The organism is Solitalea longa (assembly GCF_002920915.1).
GTDB lineage: Bacteria > Bacteroidota > Bacteroidia > Sphingobacteriales > Sphingobacteriaceae > Solitalea > Solitalea longa.
Window position 1 is genome coordinate 250401 of sequence record NZ_PQVF01000004.1, and the last position, 21110, is coordinate 271510.

Below are 21110 nucleotides of genomic sequence, written 5' to 3' on the forward strand. Positions count from 1 at the left end.
TATAAGTAGTTAATTAATTATAACCGTTTCTACATCGATATGGATTGAATATTTAAATGCCTAACTGAAAATATGTGAGCAAATTGAAGTAATTATTCCCTCAAACGGTAAAATTCAGTTGTAATGAAACCTATAAGAAATATGGATTAGTATTGATTAAATAATAGGATTTTGAAAATGGTTTATTAAGCTTTCAGTAATAAAAACGACACTCTAATCAATACAATTTCAAAAAAAAATTCTTAATAAGAAAACTGATGAACTCCAAGTTTTAAGGTAGAAAAGGAAAATTCCACAGAAAAGAAGCCCAAAAGCACCCAGGTATTAAGTAATAAATCATGAAATAAGCGAGGAATTAATTTGACAGGGTGATGATATTCAAGGAGGGCCGATCGTTCAAAAATAAAACCTTCGAAAAGCGTCATTTTTCGAAGGTTTAACTAAAATTATACGAGAACTAAAAAACTGTTATAAATGCGATTCTTCTTCAAATTTCTGTTTTTCGCTGGCATACGCAGATGGTATTATCCCAAACTCCGCTTTAAATATTTTGGTAAAGTACTTAGGATTGTTAAATCCAACTTCATAAGCAATTTCCGAAACCGTAAGCTGGCTTTTCTCTAACAATTGTGTGGCTCGGTTTAGTCGAATAGATTTGATAAACTCGATTGGGGTTTTTCCCGTAATGGTCAATATTTTTTTGTAAAGGGCTACCCTACTCATATTTACGCCGGCACTCAGCTCTTCCACCGAAAACTCGGAATTGCTGATATTATCCTCAACAACCTTTAATACATGCTGAATAAACTTTTCATCTAAAGAGCTTATCTGAATTTCAGAAGGCTTAACCTCAATTTGCTTTTGAAATGCTTTTTTCAGTGATTCTTGCTGCTGCAACAGGTTTTTAATTTTCGATAACAGCACCTCAAAATTGAAAGGTTTTGTCATATAATCGTTCGCACCGCTTTCCAAACCCTTAAGCAACTGATCTTCACCAATTAATGCAGTCAGTAAAATAATCGGGATGTGAGAGGTCCGTTTATCATGTTTAAGCTTGTTACATAACTCTATACCATTCATTTCGGGCATAGTTATATCACTAACAATTAAATGAGGGTGTTGTGATAGCGCCTTTTGCCAACCTTCCCTCCCGTTTGACGCTTCAATTATGTTAAAATGCTGTTTTAAGTTATCTTTTAAGTAGAACCTAAAATCTTCATTGTCTTCCACTAAAAGCAAGGTTGTTTTCTTGGTTCCTTTTTCAAATTTAATTTCAGCTTCTTCAGCCAGCTCCTCATCATCCTCTTCAGTTATTGACTTAACGGTTTGCAAATCAACTAATTTCAATGGCAAGTGGACTATAAAACAGCTGCCTTCGCCAGGTTCACTTTCAACTGAAATTGTTCCTTTATGAAGTTTTACAAATTCTTTGGTAATGGCAAGGCCAATTCCACTTCCTTGATTTACAATAGAACCAGGGACCTCATTTTGGAAAAACTGTTCGAAAATTTGCTCTTGCTTGTCGTGCTCAATACCAATTCCACTGTCCCTAACCAATATTTCCAAGGTTTTAATTGCCGAATTTTCATCCAATTCAATCAAATTTACCCGAACACTTATTTCACCACTTTCAGGCGTAAACTTAAAAGCGTTTGAAAGCAAGTTGAAGAGTATCCGTTCGAGTTTTTCATGATCACAATCGGTTACAAGTGACTGAATATCAGAACTAAACTTGAAATCAATATTCTTCTTTTCAGCCATATCTGTAAATGAGTACGATATTTCTTTGATCAGCTGAATAATGTTTCCGCGCTTTGGATAAAGTTTATGCTCCCTCACCTCCATCTTCCTAAAGTCGAGCAACTGATTAACCATGTTCAGCAAGCGCTTGGCGTTACGGTTTATAAGTTGAAGCTGTACGATCTGATCCTTATCATCAGTTTGCTTAAGCATTTTATCCAAAGGAGCTAAGATCAATGATAATGGAGTACGGAATTCATGACTTACGTTGGTGAAGAATTTAATTTTCATCATATCCAGCTCATGCATGCGCTGAGCCTGTTGACGTTCTTGCTCCAGGGTAAATTTTGACCGTAATTTTTCAATACTGCGTTTTCGGCTATAAAATAAAATACCCACAAAAACCAGGGAATATAAAATGTAGGCAAGTGGACTTTTCCAAAAAGGTGGTAATACCTTAACGTTTAGCGTGAGTTCCTTGCCGTTAACCACATTATCGTTTGAAATAACCCTTACTTTGAAAACATAATCACCGGCATCAAGGTTGGTATAAGTGGCTTTGCGGGTGTCTCCATCAACAATCAACCAATCTTTGTCAAATCCTTCAAGCTTATACTCATACCTGATCTTATCCGGATGTGTATAGTTCAATGCTGCAAATTCAAGCGAGAAAACGTTTTGATTATGATTGATAACGATCTCATCGGTTTCGTTAATGGCTTTTTTAAGTAAAACGCTACCGTTGTTTTTCTGACCAATTAAAACACTTTGATTAAAAACCTGTAAGTCAGTAAGTATTATAGGAGCCGTATTTTGAGTTGACTTGATGCTTGCCGGGTTGAAAAGATTAAACCCGTTTCCTCCTCCAAAGATCAATTCTCCTTTTGAAGTTTTTAATGCCGAACGTTCATTAAACGCTCTGCCCTGCAAACCATCCTGTTCGTCATACGATTTAATTTGAAACGACAGTTCCTTTTGTGGGTTAGTAGAAACAGTAATTTCAGCAATTCCATTTGGTGTGCTTACCCATACATGTTGGTTGTTATCTTCTAAAATGGCAACAATGGTATTTCCGGGTAAACCGTTTTTAATATCAAGGGTTGCCAGTTTATTTCTTTTATAGTCATAAACATTCAGTCCTTCACGCGTTGCTACCCACACCCTACCCGATGAATCCTTTAAAAAAGTAATTACATTATTGTTACTAAGGCTGTTCTGATTACGTTCTTCATAGCCATAATGAAAATATTTGCCGGTTTGTTTATCAAGCACATCAAAACCTTCGGAGGTTCCTATCCAAATATTTCCTTGCTTATCTTCAAGTAATGACGAAATATAATTGGAACGAACTGTATTAGGCACTTTCGGATTGAAATGTTTAAAGGTTTTTGTTTTACGATCTAATTGATCCAAACCTCCAGAAAGCGTACCTACCCATAAACGACCTTGTGAATCTTCCAATATATCCCAAACACGATCGTCGCTAAGGCTTGTCGGATCATTCGGATTGTGACGATAATGCGTAAACTTATTACCGTCATAACAATCTAAACCTCCGTAATAAGTTCCGATCCAAAGCTTTTGCTCATTATCAATGTGCATCCCAACAATTACGTCGTTACTTAGGCTGTTTGGATTATTTGCATTGTGCAAATACTGGGTAAAAGTTCCGGCTTTGCGATTGAAATAAAGAAGTCCTCCTCCGTTTGTCCCAATCCAGATATTACCTTTCGAGTCTTCCACAAAGCGATTTACATCTTCGTAAGGCAATGATCTATTATCAGCCTGATGCCGTTTGTACAACGGAAATTGAATGATGTTTTCGTGATAATAACTAATTCCTTTTTTAAAAGTTCCGGCCCAAATAATACCGGTGTTATCTTTAAAAATAGTAATAATGCTATTTTGGCTTATCGACTTGCTATCATCTTCATTATTAAGAAGGTAACGGATCTTAAAAGTTTTCTTATCAATTAAGTTAACGCCACCATGGTCGGTTGCAATCCAAATAATTCCAGAACCATCCTGAACTAATCCTAATACAATATTTGAGTTCAGCTTTATGTTTCCGGAATCTTTATTTATAGGTAGAAATTTTTTCGAAGCAAGATCGTAGTAAATCACTCCTGCTGGTGAAGTATTGTTAAATACCCAAAAATCATCCTGTTCATCAACGTATATTCTAAACTCAAATGCCTGGGCTAATGGTTTACTGTAAGGATAAACTCTTGAAACAACCTTATCAGTTTGCGGATTGAGGAGTTCTACTACGCCATTGGCATGAATGATCCATAGATCTCCACGTTTGTTCTCGGCAAAACCAGTGATTAAGCTTGCATCCGGAGAACTTAAGTTACTTCTGTTATTGAGATAATGAATCAGTTTTTTAGTCTGTTCATTGTATTTGTAAAGGCCCGATTGCTGGCTCAAGAACCAATAATTGCCCTTTTTATCTTTTTTAATTTCCTTAATCGCAATATCGTTAATGCCAATTGCGGCTAAAACAGGCTGAACATTGCGGTTAAATGTTTCGGTAAGCGGATCGTAGATATTGAAACCGGTACGGGTTTGAACCCAAAGCTTATTTCCCGGTCCTTCAAAAATATTAGAGATGTAATCGTCATTTAATGAAGTAGTGTCATTGAGATTATGCTTAAAAACTTTGAATTTATACCCATCGTAGCGGTTAAGGCCCGACATGGTTCCAAACCACATGAATCCTTTCGCATCTTTAAAAATGCAATTCACCTCATTATGAGACAGACCTTTATGAATATCTAAATGCAGGAACTGATATTGACCATCTTGTGCTAAAGCAACTGTTTTAGCCAGCAAGGTCAGTAAAACGAAAAGTATAAATCGGGGTCTCATATCACAAAATTCTAAATCCACAAAATGATTGCGGGGTTAAGCAATTATCAAAACAGTTAATCCGCTTAACCCCGTTATCATTTAATCGATTACCAATATATGGTATATAAAGCTACGAGAAGACCTACAATAATTAAGGCTCCTACTGCAAAACCAGGAGTGGTTTTAAACATACTTGTATCCACTTCAAGGCCTTTAGATTTTTTCACTTTAACAGTTGTATTTGCATCAGTGGTAACAACCTCTGCATCTTCTTCAAAATGATGAGTATCATCAACTAACTCAACTTCATCAGAAATAGCTTTTTTACCTTCAAGCAAACTGATAATAACCATAATTGCCACACAAATTGCAAATACAAAACCCATACGGTCAAGGAATGGAATTTCATAAACGCCCGAGCCATTATCTTTTGAGAAACCGCTTGAAGCAAGGAAAGATAAATCAGCGAAAGTTGGAAGGAATTTAAAGAATACTGATAGGATAAAACCTCCAATAGTTGCAAATAAAGCCGCATTAGAGGTAGTACGTTTCCAGAAGAAACCAAGGATAAACATGGCAAAAATTCCAGGTGACACAAATCCGGTATATTCCTGAATGTACTCGAATCCACCTTTTTTATCAATTCCTAAATGCGGAGCAATGATAATAGCTAAAAGCATTGCCGCCACTACCGTTATTTTACCAATATTAACCAGCTTCTTTTCATTAGCATTGGTATTGAATACTTTTTTATAGATATCCAACGTAAAAATAGTAGCGATACTGTTGGCCTTACCGGCTAATGAAGCAACAACTGCAGCTACCAAAGCAGCAAACGACAGACCTTTTAAACCAGCAGGTAATAAGTTTAATAATACAGGATAGGCCTTATCAGGATTTACCTCTCCACCTTGAAGCATCTCTGTTTGGAAAGCGCCTTCTTTATATAATAAGTAAGCAGCAATACCAGGTATCACCACTATAAGCGGCATTAACATCTTTAAGAAGGCGGCGAATAAGATACCCCCTCTGGCAGTTTTCAGATCGGCACCTAGTGCACGCTGGGTAATGTATTGATTACAACCCCAATAGTTTAGGTTCACAATCCACATACCACCAATTAACACAGTTAAGCCAGGCAAGCTCATATAATTAGGGTTACTCTTATCGAAAATCATATGGAAATGATCACCTGCTTTATTTGTTAGGTGACTGAAACCACTTAATACGCCTGAAGATCCGTAATGTTCAGATACCATATTCAAGGCTAAATAAGTAGTGGCCAATCCTCCCAAGATCAGGAAGAATACCTGAATAACATCGGTATAACCAATTACCTTCATTCCACCTAACGTAATTATAACAGCAAATGCAGCAAGGGCAAACATACAGATGTTTAAATCGATACCCGAAATGCTCGTGATTGCCAAAGCCCCCAAATACAAGATGGAAGTAAGGTTAACCACTACATACAGTAATAACCAAAACACGGCCATGATCATGCTCACCGTTGAATTATACCGCTTATTTAAAAACTGCGGCATGGTGTAGATCTTATTTTTAAGATATACCGGGATAAAGAAAACAGCCACAATTATTAATGTAGCTGCTGCCATCCACTCATAAGTAGCAATGGCTAGTCCCAGCTTAAAGCCTGAACCGCTCATACCGATAAATTGCTCGGCAGAAATGTTTGAAGCGATCAATGACGCACCGATTGCCCACCATGTTAATGAGCCTTCGGCTAAAAAGTAATCTTTTGAGGTTGCATTGGCTGATTTCTTCCTACGATATACCCAAAAGCCATAAACGGCGATAATCAGAAAGTAAACCAGGAAAACGATGTAATCCTTAGTCTCAAGTGTTTTCATAAAAAAATTACGTTTCGAGTTGAAAAATTTTAATTGGTCGTTTTAAATTCAATTGGCTATTTAACGGCAACCCTGCGGGCCTATATTCATAATACCGTTTTTTCAAACTATAATGAGAGCCGCAAAGTATTAAAGTTTTCGTTAATACCTTGCAGCCACAGAAAAATTAGATATAACGATTGATCAAGTTCTCGATATACTCTTGTTTACCGCTTCTTACTTCAGGCTCGCCATTGGCAACGGCAAAGTCTCTCAGGTCCTGAAGCGTTAATTTTCCTTGCTCAAACTCTTTACCTTTTCCACTGTCAAACGAAACGTAACGCTCTTTTCTTAATTTTAAGAAATCTGATTTTTGAAGAATATTATCTGCAATTACCAAAGCACGGGCAAAATTGTCGGCGCCACCAATGTGGGCATGAAACAGATCGGCTTGATCAGTTGAGTTTCTGCGGATCTTAGCATCAAAGTTGATACCGCCACCTTGTAAACCACCCGATTGTAAAATAACCAGCATTGCCTCAGCCAGTTCGTTTAAGTTATTTGGGAACTGATCGGTATCCCATCCGTTTTGATAGTCTCCACGGTTGGCATCAATTGAACCCAATAAACCTGCATCAGCAGAAACCTGAAGCTCGTGTTGGAAGGTATGACCAGCCAATGTAGCGTGGTTAACTTCAATATTTAATTTAAAATCATTTAACAGATCATATTGGCGCAAGAAACCGATAACAGTGGCTGCATCATAATCGTACTGGTGTTTTGAAGGCTCACATGGTTTAGGCTCAATAAAGAAAGTACCTTTAAATCCTTGCGAACGCGCATAATCACGGGCTGTTCTTAAAAAATTAGCCAAATGCTCCTGCTCACGTTTCATGTCAGTATTTAACAAACTCATATATCCTTCGCGGCCACCCCAGAATACATAGTTTTCGCCACCTAAAGCAATTGTTGAATCTAACGCTGCTTTAACCTGGGCTGCACCGTGCGTTAATACATGAAAATCAGGGTTGGTTGAAGCACCATTCATATAGCGACGGTGAGAGAACAAATTAGCGGTTCCCCACAACAGTTTTACGCCACTTGCTTTTTGCTTTTCTTTAGCATATTCGGTAATGGCATTTAGTCGTTTTTCGTTTTCAAGGATATTATTACCGAAGTCTACAAGGTCAACATCATGGAAACAGTAGTAAGGAAGATTTAATTTGGTGATCAGCTCAAAAGCTGCATCCATTTTATCTTTAGCACGATCAACAGCTTCAGCTTTCTCATTCCATGGAAAAATATGTGTTGCTTCGCCAAACGGATCTGCACCGCTACCGCAGAACGAATGCCAGTAAGCTACTGCAAATCGTAAATGCTCTTTCATGGTTTTACCTGCTACAACTTTATTTCCGTCGTACCAGCGATAGGCAAATGGATTGTCAGTTTGTGGACCTTCAAATTTGATCTGCCCTATTCCTTTAAAATATTCCTTGTTCCCTAAAACTACTTGTGACATAAAATTTCTTCTTGTAAAGTATTGTTAATCTGTTTATTCAAAAATCCTTTCCAGTCTTGGTAAGCTTCTTCATAAGTTGCTGACTGACTTGGCTCAACCGTTTTTACTGCTTTCATGCTGGCAAACGCATCAGCTGCCGAAGCAAAAACTTTAACACCTATACCGGCTCCTAATGCAGCGCCTACGCTTCCATCGTTTTTATATAATTCAACCGGAACATTCGTGGCGTTCACAAATGCCTCCGTAAATAATTCGCTTTGAAACATATTTGCCAAACCGGCCTTAATTACACTCGGATGCATGCCGTTTGAGCGCATAATGTCTAAACCGTACCTAAAGGCAAAGGCGATTCCTTCTTGTGCAGCCCTGAAAACATGAGCACGGGAATGCCTGTTCAAATCCATATTTTGCAAGTGAGCACCAATTAACCTGTTATTGAGTATACGTTCAGCACCGTTGCCAAATGGAAGGATGCGTAAACCATCACTACCCACAGCAACAGTCCTTGCTTCCTCATTCATTTCGTTATAATTGCTTACATTAAAAGTGTCTTTAACCCATCTGTTTAAAATTCCCGTTCCGTTAATACATAGCAATACACCTAAGCGAACTTTGTCTATGGAATAATTAACATGTGCAAATGGATTAACACGCGATTGAGGGTCGTAAGTAAGTTCATCACTCACTCCGTAAATAACGCCTGAAGTTCCGGCGGTAGCGGCAACTTCACCTGGGTTTAATACATTTAAGGATAAAGCATTGTTAGGCTGATCGCCTGCTTTGTACGTAACAGGAATACCTGCTGTTAAGGACAATTTTTGGGCAACATCAGTCTTTACAGTTCCGTAATTAGAAAAAACTGGTTGAATAGAAGGAATAAGATCTCTATTGAAGCCGAAATAGTTCATCACATCGCTTGAAACATCATTGGTCTCAAAATCCCAGAAAATACCTTCAGAAAGTGCAGAGAAGTTAGTATTGATTTCACCGGTAAACTTCATGGCAACAAAATCGCCAGGCAACATTACCTTATCAATTTGCTCGAAAACGGCTGGTTCGTTTTCTTTTACCCAAGCCAATTTAGCAGCTGTAAAATTTCCCGGAGAATTTAACAACCTTGCCAGGCAGCGATCCTGACCAATTGCATTAAAAGCCTTTTCCCCGATCTCTACGGCACGGCTATCACACCAGATAATAGAATTACGTAAAACGTTCTGCTGCTTATCAACAGCTACCAGGCCATGCATTTGATAAGCTATGCCTATGGCGCCAATATTTACCGGATTATATTTATTTGTTGCGTTTGCCCTTAATATGGCCTGCTGAATATGTTCCCACCATGTTTCGGGCGATTGTTCCGCCCAGCCCGGTTTTAAAGAGATCACCTGATTTTCTACATCAGGATATTGAGCAGAAGCCACACATTGCTGTGTTGCAGCATCAACAACCGATACCTTTATGGATGATGTTCCTAAATCAATTCCTAATAACAACATATTCTTTTAATAACAAGACGTTACAAGATTTTCTATTTTAAAATTGGTCGTTTTAAAAAACGTTTTAACTTTGTTCCAACGTTGGAATAAAAGTAAAAGTAAAGTTTTTAAAACCAAATTTTATTTGATTTTTTTCCAAACTAAAACTGCAAACAATTGAAATTAAGTTTGATATAAAACAAATAAAATTAAGATGGAAACGAAATCTGTTTTTGTCCCATCTTTACAAGGTGAAACCCACAAAAATTATTACCGTTGAAAAAAACCACCATTCATGATATAGCGCGCGAACTTAACATCACGTTTTCTACTGTTGCCAAAGCATTAAATGATCATCCGCGCATTGCCGCCTCCACCAAGGAAGCGGTTAAAGAAATGGCCATAAAGCTTAATTATCAGCAAAACAAACTGGCCTCTTCCCTTCGTTCGGGAAAAACCCGCATTGTAGGTGTTTTGGTACCCACACTCGACGTAAGCTTCTTTAGTTCTGTTGTGCATGGCATTGAAACGGTGATGAATTCCAATGGTTATAATATCCTATTGTATCAATCGAAGGAGCTATACGCGGATGAAATAAGGGGTATCGATACCTTTTTACAAACCCGCGTTGAAGGCATTATCTCTTCAATTGCATTACAAACCTCTGATTACAATCACTTTATCGATCTGAAAAAACGTAAAATTCCCTTACTACTTTTTGACCGTATTGTAGATGAGATCGGAGTACCTTATGTTAGAATTGATGACTACGGAGGTGGTTTTATGGCTACCGAACACTTAATAAAACAAGGCTGTAAACGTATTGTACACATTTCAACTGATCAGAATGTGACGATCTTTAAGGAGCGTTTGCAGGGTTACAAAGAAGCTTTAATAAAACATGGATTGCCGGTTGATGACAGCTTGATCTTTACCGGACATCTTTCTATTGAGTTAGGCAGAAATTGCATACAGCAATTAGTGAACGAGAATATTGAATTCGATGGTGTTTTTGCTTTTGAGGATTATACAGGTTTAGGTGTTTTAAAACAGTTAAAAGAGTTAAAGATCAATGTTCCGGAGCAAGTAAAAGTAATTGGGTTTGCAAATGAAGCCTTTGGGGCACATATTACGCCTTCATTAAGCACTGTTGACCAGCAAACGGTAAAAATGGGTGAGGAAGCAGCTCGTTTATTCCTGAAACTGATCAAAGAAAACAAGTATTATGAAAAAGAGCCGGAAAAGATCGTTTTAGACCCATTACTAATTCCAAGAACTTCATCTGAATAATGATGGTTTGAAATATTGATTTACCTTTGCCGGATTACTAATCAATATTTTTAGCTAATGCAAAGAATTCTAAACCTTATCATTTGCACATTCCTCTTGGTGCAATCACTTTTTGCTCAAAGTAATTCATCTCCATTACTTACTGCAGAAATGGCTAGTAAACTGGCTGCAATGCCATTGCATTGTATTCCAAATGAATGGCCCAATAAAACCAGCCATGTTTCTGATACTTCAAGCGATCATGTATTATTACCTCATGAACTTCACCCGGCATTTTATGGCTGCCTCGATTGGCATTCGAGTGTACATGGGCATTGGATGCTGGTAAAGCTGCTTAAAACCTATCCTGATCTGCCTAACAGAGCCAAAATCATTGAGGTATTGAATAACAGTTTTCAACCCGAAAAAATTAAAGGCGAAACTGAATACTTTTCCAAATATAAAACTTCGGCTTTTTACGAACGTACTTATGGCTGGGCATGGCTGTTAAAGTTGGATATGGAACTTTATACATGGAATGACCCTTTGGGAAAACAATGGTATGCAAGTTTGCAACCTTTAACGCAAAAGATAAAGAACCTGTGGACAACCTTTTTGCCCAAACAAACTTATCCAAACAGAACAGGAGTTCACCCAAATACAGCTTTTGGCTTAGTGTTCGCACTTGATTGGGCCAATACAATGCATCAAACCGAATTCACTGAGCTGATAAAAAAACGTAGCAAAGAATATTATTTCAACAACAAAAACACACCGGCATACCTGGAACCTGATGGAACGGATTTCCTTTCTCCTAGTCTCGAAATTGCAGATTTAATGAGAAGGGTATTGCCTAAAGCCGAATTTGTAAAATGGATAAACACCTTTTATTCCAAAGAAGGCATAAGCAATATTACCAAACAACCAGTGGTTAGTGACCGCACAGATTACCAGATCGTGCATTTAGACGGATTAAGTCTGAGCCGTGCCTGGTGCATGAAAGGAATTGCCAGTTCATTGCCTGCCGGTCATCCTTATAAAAAACTCTTTACCTCAACAGCTCAAAACTTTTTAAAAACAACTTTACCCCATGTTACTTCGGGTAATTATGGTGGCGACCATTGGTTAGCTTCCTTTGCGCTGTATGCACTTACTGAAGAATAAGAAATAAAAAGTCCTACCTGATAGCTGAGCATCCGGTAGGACTTTTTATCAATATGAATTAATTCAATACTTAATTAAAGATCTTCCCTGGATTTAAAATCCCTTTTGGATCAAAAACCTGTTTAATACTGCGCATCAGTTGCAAATGAACCTCGCTGAATTTGATGCTCATGTATGGCTTTTGTATTAAGCCGATACCGTGCTCTCCTGAAAGTGTACCACCCAGTTTCACCGTCAGCTGCATAATTTCTTTAATTCCCAATGGAAGTTGGTTTTCCCAAGCCTCTTCAGTCATTGATTCTTTAATAATATTCACATGCAGATTTCCATCGCCGGCATGGCCATAACAAACAGATTTAAAACCATATTTATTTCCTATTTCCTTAATTCCTTTTAAGAGTTTAGGGAGCTCAGCTCGTGGAACTACCGTATCCTCTTCTTTATACACCGAATTGGCTTTAACCGACAAAGGCATTTTCCTTCTGATTTTCCAAAGTTCCTCCTTCTCACTTGCCGATTCACCTAAAAGAATATCACTGCATCCATGCTTATACAACACCTCTCCTATTTTCTCGCAATCAGCCCTTAATGTCTCAAGATTATTGCCATCCACCTCCACCAGTAAATAGGCTTCAACATTATCTTTTAATTCGAATTTAATCTCCTCATACTTAAGCACCCATTCCATACCGGTACGCTCCATAAATTCTAATGCCGACGGAGTCATGCCTGCTCTAAAAACCGCCGATACCGCTTCACAGGCACTATCAGCTGATGGAAACGAAGCCAGCATTACTAAATTATGCGAAGGTTTAGGCACCAGTTTCAGCACCGCTTTAGTAATTACACCTAAGGTACCTTCACTGCCTATCATCAATTGTGTAAGATTATAGCCCGATGCATATTTTAAGGTATTGGCTCCTGTCCAGATCACTTCACCATTTGGTAAAACCACTTCAAGGTTTAAAATATAATCTCTTAACGTACCGTATTTAACCACTCTTGGGCCTCCCGAACCATGGGCAATATTTCCACCAATAAAGCATGAACCTTTGCTCGAAGGGTCAACCGGATACAATAAATTTCGTTTAGCAACTTCATCAATCAAAACCTCGGTAATAACGCCAGCCTCAACGTGTGCCTGCAAATTCCGCGCATCAATTTCGATGATCTTATTCATCTTCTCCATTGACAACGAAATACCCCCAAAAACAGGTAATGCACCGCCACTAAGGCCGGTTCCAGCTCCGCGTGGTGTGACTGCAATTGTATTATCGTAACAGAATTTCAATAGCGCTGATACCTCTTCAGTGGTTTCAGGTTTTACCACTACTTCAGGCAAAAAAGAAAGATCTTCGGTTTCATCATGCGAATAACGCTTTAACGTTTCTTCATCAGTAAATACATTTTGAGGCTTTACAATTGTTTTAAGTTGATGTATAGTTTCAATTGTAATTTTACTGAATTGCATGGTTAGGCTTTAAGTAAGTAATGGTAATGGAGGAGCTTTTAATTTTAGCTGCAAATGGAGGATTTAGCTTTTCAATTTTAACTTCAATACGTTGAATTTTAACAGAAATTAATGCAATGCGGTTAATTATCCGCTGCCCTACGTGCTCTAATAGCTTTGAAGCAGTTTTCATTTCTTCCTGAACAATTTCAAACAGCGTTTCGTAATTAAGTGTTGCACCTAAATCATCATTCACGGCAGCACTTGAAAAGTCGGTTTCAACTTTTACATCTACTAAAAATCTACCTCCTATAAGTTGTTCTTCGGGATAATAACCATGATGCGCAAAAACTTCTAAACCGTTAAGTGCAATACAATGAATCTTTTGAAAGGACATACTACAAAAATAGCTTCATTTTTCTATTTTTGATAGAACAATCAATATCTATTATGACGTTTATAACCGCAGATGATCAACAGAAACGTTCGTCAAAACAAGACTTGTACGAATCGCCAGATTACTATCTACTTGATGAATTATTAACTGAAGAACACAAGCTTGTTCGTAGTACTGTAAGAGATTACGTAAAAAAAGAGATCTCCCCAATAATAGAAGAATACGCTCAAAAAGCACAATTCCCCCGCCAGGTTGTAAAAAGCCTGGGAGATATTGGCGCTTTTGGCCCTACCATTCCGGTTGAATATGGTGGAGGCGGAATGGATTATATTTCCTACGGAATAATTATGCAGGAACTTGAACGCGGTGATTCAGGCATTCGCTCAACCGCTTCTGTTCAGGGTTCATTGGTTATGTTTCCAATTTATGCATATGGTTCGGAAGAACAACGACGTAAGTATTTACCTAAGCTCGGCTCGGGCGAATGGCTTGGTTGCTTTGGATTAACTGAACCCGATTTTGGGTCTAATCCATCAGGAATGATCACTAATATTAAAGATGCAGGCGATCATTATGTTTTAAACGGAGCAAAAATGTGGATATCCAATGCTCCATTTGCAGATTTGGCAGTTGTTTGGGCGAAAGACGAACAAGACATTATTAGAGGAATGGTTGTTGAGCGTGGAATGGAAGGTTTCAGCACGCCAGAAACACATAATAAATGGTCGTTGCGCGCTTCGGCTACCGGCGAACTCGTATTTGACAATGTTAAGGTCCCAAAAGAAAATGTTTTCCCAAATGTGCAAGGATTAAAAGGCCCTTTAGGTTGTTTAAATCAGGCTCGTTATGGCATTGCCTGGGGAGCTTTAGGTGCAGCTATGGATTGCTATGATACGGCTTTGCGCTATTCAAAAGAACGGGTTCAATTCGACAGGCCGATTGGAGGTTTTCAACTACAGCAAAAGAAACTGGCCGAGATGATCACCGAAATTACCAAAGGACAATTACTGGTTTGGCGTTTAGGTGTTCTCAAAAGTGAAAATCGTGCTACAGCGGCACAGATCTCAATGGCTAAACGTAACAGTGTTGAAACAGCGTTGAATATTGCACGTGAAGCCCGCCAAATGCTTGGAGGCATGGGTATTACCGGTGAATATCCAATTATGCGCCATATGATGAACCTTGAATCGGTAGTAACGTATGAAGGAACTCATGATATTCACCTGCTTATAACTGGTATGGATGTTACAGGCTTTAATGCCTTTAAATAGTTATTCTGAATAAATACTATTATTAATAAATCTTTAAAAACACGAATGAGCAGTCAGGCCGATTATATTTTAACCCATTTCTCAGAGTTTAATTTTGTGGGAAAATCAATCAAAACCTCTAATGAAACTGCCGAAGTTGATATAGGGAATTTGTGGGCTCAGTTTCAGCAGAAAAATTGGTTGGATGGAGTAAAAAATAAAGCAGATGATAAAATTATAGGCATATATTATGACTATGAGGGTGATTTTACAAAACCATATTCATTTGCCATTGGATGTAAAGTAAGCAGTAGAGATGATTCTCCGGAAGGATTAGTAGCATTGACGATTCCTTCCTCTAACTATGCGGAATTCCTTTCAAGGGGTAAAATGCCCGATTGCATAATTGACACTTGGGTTGATATTTGGAATTCGGACATTGAACGAAATTACACCTATGATTTTGAAGTTTATGACCTTCAATCATTTGATCCTGAGAATGCGCATGTAGAAATATTTATAGCGGTGAAGTAAAAACATTAAATAAAAAAGGAACCACTTGAGGTTCCTTTTTTTGTATCGTAATATTAAATATTCGGATTTTTCTTAACCACGTAGGTTTTAGAAATAGAATCATGCCAACCCATTGGTGTAAATAAAAATGAAATTGCTTCAAAAGGGATCAATCGACACAAGGTTCTAACTAAAACTTTAAGCACTTTTGGCTTATTTCCAAAGTCATCTACAACCTTGGTACCTGTTATTAATTTACCTATCGTTTGCCCTAAAACCGTTTCTAAAACGAAGTAATAACCAATTATAACAGCATAAATAACCAAATTTAGATTTGATTTTTTAAGTAGTTCAGCCAATTCCTCAGGTGTTGTTTTATCATTTATAGGAATGATTTTTCCTATAATAGCTACTAAGACAAAAACACATACTAGTAGATCTATTAAGTAATTGGCAAATCGTAATGATGTCGGTGCAATATGCAAATCACTTGCTGATCCCTGTTTTTTGTTTTCTTCTAAAATCTCAGACATTTCGTTGAATAGAATTGAATTTCACTGCAAGTTTAAGCAGCAGAATTCAAAGAACATATAATCCATGGCCATTTAGAAGTAATATTTTCACGATCAGCTAAATTTCCTGATTATCTTTTCCACTCGTTTACGTTTCGATTCTATATCAAAATCATTAATACGATGAGAAAGAACTTCAATAAACAGTTTCTTATTTGTTGAATTGATAACAGGAATTGCTCGTTCGGCATACATGGGCAATTGATTAGCGTGACTTTTTAGAAGTTGTTCCATTAGCAACGAAAATGCATCGTCCTCATTTTCTCTAATCGAGCAAAGCTTAATTAAAATATTTACCAGGTGATCTTTGGTAATAACAGAACCCGCATCGGCAACTTCAATTAACCGGGGTAATGAAACATAGATTAACTCCGCATTTGTAGGAACAATGGCTGCAAGCGCGGTCATAGCTCCCCATTGCATGCGATTGCTTTTACTATCTAACAATTGTATAAACTCGGCAGCGTATGCAGAAATAAGTTCAGCTTTATGCTCTCCAATTTCATAAAGCACTTTAATACAATCACTTTGAACATCCTTATTCTTATTTGAGAGTTTTGTTACCAGTTCTTCAATTGCCTGATGATCATTATTTTCAATTATCCGTAGAGCTAATTCCTGGTTGGGGAGTTCATCTCTCCTTTTTAATGCAGAAGCAAGTTGATTGAGTACTGTCATCGTTCAATTAAAAATTCATTCAAGTTAGTTCTTCTCCTCTTAATATGTACCTTCATTGAGCTATAAGTAACAATTACTTAAGTATTTCATTTTCAATAACTAACAATCAATCGCTATATTGTCAAATCTCAAAATAATTAAAAAATAATACTGGCTTTTCTCATTGAAAATTAAGACCTTTGCGCCATGATTGAAGTATCGAATTTATCGCTGAAATACGGAAAACGTGTTCTGTTTGAGGAAGTAAATGTTAAATTCTCGCATGGAAACTGCTATGGCGTAATTGGAGCCAACGGTGCGGGCAAATCAACTTTCATGAAAATCCTTTCGGGAGAGATTGACCCTACTACCGGAAAAGTGTTCATTACCCCTGGCGAACGTATGTCGGTTTTAAAGCAAAATCACTTTGAGTTTGATGAGTGCCAGGTGCTGCATACTGTAATGATGGGTAACAAAAAGCTGTGGGATATTATGCATGAGAAAGATGCTATTTATGCCAAAGCTGATTTTACTGAAGATGATGGAATGCGTGCCTCTGAATTGGAAGCTGAATTTGCCGAAATGGAAGGCTGGAATGCTGAAAGTGATGCAGGCTCGTTATTAGGTTCATTAGGTATTAAAGAAGAACTTCATTCTAAACTGATGAATGAGCTGAACGGTAACGAAAAAGTTCGTGTATTGTTAGCACAGGCATTATTTGGCAATCCGGATATTTTATTACTGGATGAGCCTACCAACGACCTGGATGTTGAAACCATTAGCTGGTTAGAAAACTTCCTGGCCGATTTCCAAAATACCGTTATTGTAATTTCCCACGACCGTCACTTCCTTGACGCTGTTTGTACACACGTTGCCGATATCGACTTTAGCAAGATTCAACTTTATACCGGTAACTACTCGTTCTGGTACGAGTCGAGCCAATTAGCGCTACGTCAGCGTTCTGATCAGAATAAGAAAGTTGAAGATAAACGTAAAGAATTGCAAGAGTTCATCGAGCGATTCAGCGCCAATGCTTCAAAATCTAAGCAAGCCACCAGCCGTAAGAAATTATTGGAGAAACTTACTATTGATGAGATCAAACCTTCAACCCGTAAGTATCCAGGTATTATTTTCAGACCCGAGCGTGAAGTTGGTGACCAAATTTTAAGCGTTGAACATCTTTCAGGCTCTCATGAAGGTCAGACCTTATTCTCTGATATTAGTTTCATGGTGAATAAAGGTGATAAAATTGCCATTTTATCTAAAGACAGTTTGGCTATTACCAATTTCTTTGAAGTGCTAATGGGTAATAAAAAAGCTGATTCAGGCGAATTTAAATGGGGTATTACAACCACTCAGGCTTACCTACCCCTGGATAACGCTGATGAATTCAAAAGCGACTACAATCTGATTGACTGGTTACGTCAATATTCAAAAGAAAAAGACGAAACCTATATCCGTGGATTTTTAGGTAAGATGTTATTCTCAGGTGAAGAAACCTTAAAAGGATGTAAGGTATTATCAGGTGGTGAGAAAGTGCGTTGTATGGTTTCTAAAATGATGTTGCAAAGCGCTAATGTTTTGGTCTTAGATGAACCCACCAACCACCTTGACCTTGAATCTATCACGGCCTTTAACAACTCTTTGAAAGATTTTAAAGGTAATGTATTGTTCCATTCGCATGACCACGAGTTTATGCAAACTGTGGCAAATCGCATTATCGAAATTACGCCAAACGGTGTAATTGATAAATTAATGACTTATGATGAATACCTTGAAAGTGCTGATGTAAAAGCATTACGAGAGGAATTATACGGCATAACAGCATAATAAAAATGATTGAATGAGAGAGGGATAGAATGAATTCAAATTCTGTCATTCTCTCATTCATTAATTCTATCATTCACTCATTAACAAATGAAGGATATAAAAAAATACTACCTCATTCACGCCAGCCCCGAGGACGTTTATTTAGCATTAACCAATCCGTTAACAATTGAATTATGGAGTGGACATCCGGCAGAAATGACCACGGAACCAGGTTCAGAGTTTTCGTTATGGGGAGGAGATATAGTTGGGAAAAATATTGAATTTGAAGAAAACAAAAAAGTAGTTCAACAATGGTATTTTGGCGACCAGCCGGAAGAATCGATTGTTACTATGAAACTACATCCGGATAAGCACGGAACGTCAGTAGAATTACGACATACTAATATTCCGGATACCGAAGTTGAGGATATGCTCTATGGCTGGAACAATTATTACTTTGGAGCTATTGAGGATTATTTCGACGAATAAAACAAACGAGATTCTATAAAACTAAAACAGGAAACCTGATACAGGTTTCCTGTTTTAGTTTTATGCATTTTTTTCTTGGGCATCGTTTTATTTAAGGTTTGAAGTTTTCCTGTATTCTTTTTTAAAAACCTCTTAAAATCTCTTATAACAACGAATTAAATATTTTATATCCATTTCTTATATAATTTAAAAAAAACTTTTAACCTTTGGGCATCATGATTTAATTGCGTTAACGTGTACTTCATGGGGCTTCAATAGCTACATTGCAAAAATGTATAATACTTGAATTAGAAAAGGTTTTTGAACCAAAAACTATTTTAGTATAAAATTTTAACCTGCCAATTTAAAAACTTAAAAATGCAAGTACCACAAACCGTTATAACAGGAACGGGCTCATATGTTCCGTCGATCATAAAAACCAATAGGGATTTTGCAGTTCACGACTTTTATGATGAAAAGCATCATATTATAAATCAGGCACCTGAGGTTATTGCTGACAAGTTTCAACAAATTACAGGTATCTCAGAACGTCGATATGCTGACTGTGAGCTTAACTCCTCAGACCTGGCTATTATTGCGGCAAAGGAAGCAATTGAAGACGCAGGTATAGATATTGAAACCATTGATCAAATTATTGTTGCCCATAATGTGGGTAATGTGGTTAAACATACTATACAAACTGATCTTATCCCTTCAATAGCTAGCAGGGTAAAACATGGTTTAGGTATAAAAAATCCATTCTGCGTTCCTTACGACCTGTTATTTGGTTGTCCAGGTTGGCTACAGGGAGTTATTCAGGCCGATGCATTTATAAAAGCTGGTGTTGCAAAAAAATGCCTGGTTATTGGCACTGAAACCCTTAGCAGGGTTATTGATCTTTATGACCGCGACAGCATGATTTTTTCCGATGGAGCCGGAGCTTGTATTGTTGAAGCCACTGAAAACAATGAAACAAAAAAAGGCATATTGGCTAGCAGTGTAATAAGTCATTGTGAGGAGGAAATTGACTTTCTTTTTATGGGAAAAAGTAACTTCCCAGGTAGCGACCCCCGTGTTCGGTATATTAAAATGAAAGGCCGAAAGGTTTTTGAATATGCCATGAAACATGTTCCATCAGCAATGAAAAACTGTTTGGATAAAAGTGGTGTAGATATAAAAGATGTGAAAAAGATCTTCCTGCATCAGGCTAACGAAAAAATGGATGAAGGATTTACCAAGGAACTGTTTAAATTATATGGTATTAAAGAAATCCCTGAGCATATTATGCCGATGAGCATCCATAAACTTGGAAATAGTTCCGTAGCCACAATCCCAACCCTTTATGACCTTGTTCGGAAAGGCAAATTAGGTGAAGAGCACGAAGTAAATGAAGGTGATGTGATTTTATTCGCGTCGGTTGGTGCCGGAATGAATATAAATGCGGTATGTTATAAAGCTTAGGTTAGTAAGCTCACCTGATATTAAAGTATAAAAAAGCGTCTGTCCCAAAATGTTTGGCAGACGCTTTTTTTCTACTTACAATTAGAAATTCGTAACCCGAAATAATCTTATGGATGCACGCTTAATTTATGCTCCAACACTTTTTTATATCCTAATCGATCAATCTTATCAACGTTGGTTAACACTTTGTCACGTAATTCCTCTTTATAAGCCTTCAACTTAACTGCTACAGCCTGATCAAAAGCGCCAACAATATTAGCTGCCAATATACCGGCATTTGCTGCGCCATTTAAGGCTACAGTTGCAACTGGAATTCCTGCTGGCATCTGCAAAATTGACAATACTGAGTCCCAGCCATCAATTGAATTACTTGATTTCACCGGAACACCAATTACTGGTAAAGTTGTTATTGAAGCAACCATTCCCGGTAGGTGAGCTGCGCCCCCTGCTCCGGCTATTATCACTTTTAAACCTCTTTCGGCAGCTTGCTCTGCGTATTCGATCATACGATGTGGTGTACGGTGCGCCGAAACAATGGTTAGTTCAAAAGGAATTTCAAATTTTTCTAATAGTTCAGCGGCAGCTGACATTACTTTTAAATCAGAGTCGCTGCCCATTATTATTCCAACAAGTGGATTGCTCATAGCTTTGTTTTAATAGAAG

The 21110-nt window shown here is 37.7% G+C and carries 17 protein-coding genes; 7 read left to right on the forward strand and 10 right to left on the reverse strand.

The window, feature by feature from the left end:
• Positions 1 to 242 precede the first annotated feature (242 nt).
• The 5 genes from C3K47_RS06815 to C3K47_RS06835 form a co-directional block, all read right to left on the reverse strand.
• The gene (locus tag C3K47_RS06815) at positions 243 to 425 is read right to left on the reverse strand and encodes a hypothetical protein (protein ID WP_103788374.1); all 183 of its coding nucleotides are present in this window, start codon (positions 423 to 425) and stop codon (positions 243 to 245) included.
• 43 nt (positions 426 to 468) lie between these two features.
• Positions 469 to 4611, reverse strand: a complete 4143-nt coding sequence (locus C3K47_RS06820) for a hybrid sensor histidine kinase/response regulator transcription factor (RefSeq protein WP_103788375.1) — start codon at positions 4609 to 4611, stop codon at positions 469 to 471.
• Positions 4612 to 4700: 89 nt separating this feature from the next.
• Positions 4701 to 6464: a sodium/sugar symporter gene (locus C3K47_RS06825; protein WP_103788376.1), complete on the reverse strand. Its 1764-nt coding sequence runs from the start codon at positions 6462 to 6464 to the stop codon at positions 4701 to 4703.
• A 166-nt stretch (positions 6465 to 6630) separates the two neighbouring features.
• The gene (gene xylA, locus C3K47_RS06830) at positions 6631 to 7962 is read right to left on the reverse strand and encodes a xylose isomerase (protein WP_103788377.1); all 1332 of its coding nucleotides are present in this window, start codon (positions 7960 to 7962) and stop codon (positions 6631 to 6633) included.
• On the reverse strand, positions 7950 to 9458 hold the full coding sequence (locus tag C3K47_RS06835; RefSeq protein ID WP_103788378.1) for a xylulokinase: 1509 nt from the start codon (positions 9456 to 9458) through the stop codon (positions 7950 to 7952). The genes xylA and C3K47_RS06835 overlap by 13 nt, the downstream gene beginning before the upstream one ends.
• A gap of 255 nt (positions 9459 to 9713) precedes the next feature.
• Between C3K47_RS06835 and C3K47_RS06840 the strand changes: the two genes are divergently transcribed.
• Entirely contained in the window at positions 9714 to 10727 is a 1014-nt protein-coding gene (locus tag C3K47_RS06840; protein ID WP_103788379.1) for a LacI family DNA-binding transcriptional regulator, read from the forward strand.
• A 57-nt stretch (positions 10728 to 10784) separates the two neighbouring features.
• Positions 10785 to 11870 carry a DUF2891 domain-containing protein gene (locus C3K47_RS06845; protein ID WP_103788380.1) on the forward strand — a complete coding sequence of 362 codons (1086 nt, stop codon included), beginning with the start codon at positions 10785 to 10787 and terminating at the stop codon, positions 11868 to 11870.
• A gap of 70 nt (positions 11871 to 11940) precedes the next feature.
• Here the strand turns inward: C3K47_RS06845 and C3K47_RS06850 are convergent, their stop codons facing one another.
• Entirely contained in the window at positions 11941 to 13341 is a 1401-nt protein-coding gene (locus C3K47_RS06850) for an FAD-binding oxidoreductase (RefSeq protein ID WP_103788381.1), read from the reverse strand.
• Positions 13328 to 13717 (reverse strand): dihydroneopterin aldolase, encoded by a 390-nt coding sequence (gene folB / locus C3K47_RS06855; protein ID WP_103788382.1) that lies wholly within the window; start codon positions 13715 to 13717, stop codon positions 13328 to 13330. The genes C3K47_RS06850 and folB overlap by 14 nt, the downstream gene beginning before the upstream one ends.
• 53 nt (positions 13718 to 13770) lie before the next feature.
• Here folB and C3K47_RS06860 point away from each other — a divergent pair, with 53 nt between their 5' ends.
• Together C3K47_RS06860 and C3K47_RS06865 are read left to right on the forward strand one after the other, a co-directional pair.
• Complete coding sequence (locus tag C3K47_RS06860) at positions 13771 to 14988, forward strand: acyl-CoA dehydrogenase family protein (RefSeq protein WP_103788383.1); 1218 nt, start codon at positions 13771 to 13773, stop codon at positions 14986 to 14988.
• A 45-nt stretch (positions 14989 to 15033) separates the two neighbouring features.
• Positions 15034 to 15501, forward strand: coding sequence for a GyrI-like domain-containing protein (locus C3K47_RS06865; protein WP_103788384.1), 468 nt, complete (start codon positions 15034 to 15036; stop codon positions 15499 to 15501).
• 53 nt (positions 15502 to 15554) lie between these two features.
• On the opposite strand, the gene C3K47_RS06870 is transcribed toward C3K47_RS06865, so the two are convergent.
• Both C3K47_RS06870 and C3K47_RS06875 read right to left on the reverse strand, forming a co-directional pair.
• Positions 15555 to 16013 (reverse strand): RDD family protein, encoded by a 459-nt coding sequence (locus C3K47_RS06870; protein WP_103788385.1) that lies wholly within the window; start codon positions 16011 to 16013, stop codon positions 15555 to 15557.
• Between the two features lie 93 nt (positions 16014 to 16106).
• Positions 16107 to 16730, reverse strand: a complete 624-nt coding sequence (locus C3K47_RS06875; protein ID WP_103788386.1) for a hypothetical protein — start codon at positions 16728 to 16730, stop codon at positions 16107 to 16109.
• Positions 16731 to 16916: 186 nt separating this feature from the next.
• Here C3K47_RS06875 and C3K47_RS06880 point away from each other — a divergent pair, with 186 nt between their 5' ends.
• The 3 genes from C3K47_RS06880 to C3K47_RS06890 all read left to right on the forward strand — a co-directional run bounded on the left by C3K47_RS06880 (position 16917) and on the right by C3K47_RS06890 (position 20447).
• Positions 16917 to 18539, forward strand: coding sequence for an ABC-F family ATP-binding cassette domain-containing protein (locus C3K47_RS06880; RefSeq protein WP_103788387.1), 1623 nt, complete (start codon positions 16917 to 16919; stop codon positions 18537 to 18539).
• An 87-nt stretch (positions 18540 to 18626) separates the two neighbouring features.
• On the forward strand, positions 18627 to 19007 hold the full coding sequence (locus C3K47_RS06885) for an SRPBCC domain-containing protein (RefSeq protein ID WP_103788388.1): 381 nt from the start codon (positions 18627 to 18629) through the stop codon (positions 19005 to 19007).
• A 357-nt stretch (positions 19008 to 19364) separates the two neighbouring features.
• Positions 19365 to 20447 carry a 3-oxoacyl-ACP synthase III family protein gene (locus C3K47_RS06890; protein WP_103788389.1) on the forward strand — a complete coding sequence of 361 codons (1083 nt, stop codon included), beginning with the start codon at positions 19365 to 19367 and terminating at the stop codon, positions 20445 to 20447.
• Between the two features lie 107 nt (positions 20448 to 20554).
• On the opposite strand, the gene purE is transcribed toward C3K47_RS06890, so the two are convergent.
• Complete coding sequence (gene purE / locus C3K47_RS06895; RefSeq protein ID WP_103788390.1) at positions 20555 to 21091, reverse strand: 5-(carboxyamino)imidazole ribonucleotide mutase; 537 nt, start codon at positions 21089 to 21091, stop codon at positions 20555 to 20557.
• Positions 21092 to 21110 lie beyond the last annotated feature (19 nt).

Excerpts from the sequence above, each read along its gene's own strand:
- C3K47_RS06815 (WP_103788374.1), bottom strand. The coding sequence starts at position 425 with ATGACGCTTTTCGAAGGTTTTATTTTTGAACGATCGGCCCTCCTTGAA.
- C3K47_RS06820 (WP_103788375.1), bottom strand. The coding sequence starts at position 4,611 with ATGAGACCCCGATTTATACTTTTCGTTTTACTGACCTTGCTGGCTAAA.
- C3K47_RS06825 (WP_103788376.1), bottom strand. The coding sequence starts at position 6,464 with ATGAAAACACTTGAGACTAAGGATTACATCGTTTTCCTGGTTTACTTT.
- xylA (WP_103788377.1), bottom strand. The coding sequence starts at position 7,962 with ATGTCACAAGTAGTTTTAGGGAACAAGGAATATTTTAAAGGAATAGGG.
- C3K47_RS06835 (WP_103788378.1), bottom strand. The coding sequence starts at position 9,458 with ATGTTGTTATTAGGAATTGATTTAGGAACATCATCCATAAAGGTATCG.
- C3K47_RS06845 (WP_103788380.1), top strand. The coding sequence starts at position 10,785 with ATGCAAAGAATTCTAAACCTTATCATTTGCACATTCCTCTTGGTGCAA.
- C3K47_RS06850 (WP_103788381.1), bottom strand. The coding sequence starts at position 13,341 with ATGCAATTCAGTAAAATTACAATTGAAACTATACATCAACTTAAAACA.
- folB (WP_103788382.1), bottom strand. The coding sequence starts at position 13,717 with ATGTCCTTTCAAAAGATTCATTGTATTGCACTTAACGGTTTAGAAGTT.
- C3K47_RS06860 (WP_103788383.1), top strand. The coding sequence starts at position 13,771 with ATGACGTTTATAACCGCAGATGATCAACAGAAACGTTCGTCAAAACAA.
- C3K47_RS06865 (WP_103788384.1), top strand. The coding sequence starts at position 15,034 with ATGAGCAGTCAGGCCGATTATATTTTAACCCATTTCTCAGAGTTTAAT.
- C3K47_RS06870 (WP_103788385.1), bottom strand. The coding sequence starts at position 16,013 with ATGTCTGAGATTTTAGAAGAAAACAAAAAACAGGGATCAGCAAGTGAT.
- C3K47_RS06875 (WP_103788386.1), bottom strand. The coding sequence starts at position 16,730 with ATGACAGTACTCAATCAACTTGCTTCTGCATTAAAAAGGAGAGATGAA.
- C3K47_RS06880 (WP_103788387.1), top strand. The coding sequence starts at position 16,917 with ATGATTGAAGTATCGAATTTATCGCTGAAATACGGAAAACGTGTTCTG.
- C3K47_RS06885 (WP_103788388.1), top strand. The coding sequence starts at position 18,627 with ATGAAGGATATAAAAAAATACTACCTCATTCACGCCAGCCCCGAGGAC.
- C3K47_RS06890 (WP_103788389.1), top strand. The coding sequence starts at position 19,365 with ATGCAAGTACCACAAACCGTTATAACAGGAACGGGCTCATATGTTCCG.
- purE (WP_103788390.1), bottom strand. The coding sequence starts at position 21,091 with ATGAGCAATCCACTTGTTGGAATAATAATGGGCAGCGACTCTGATTTA.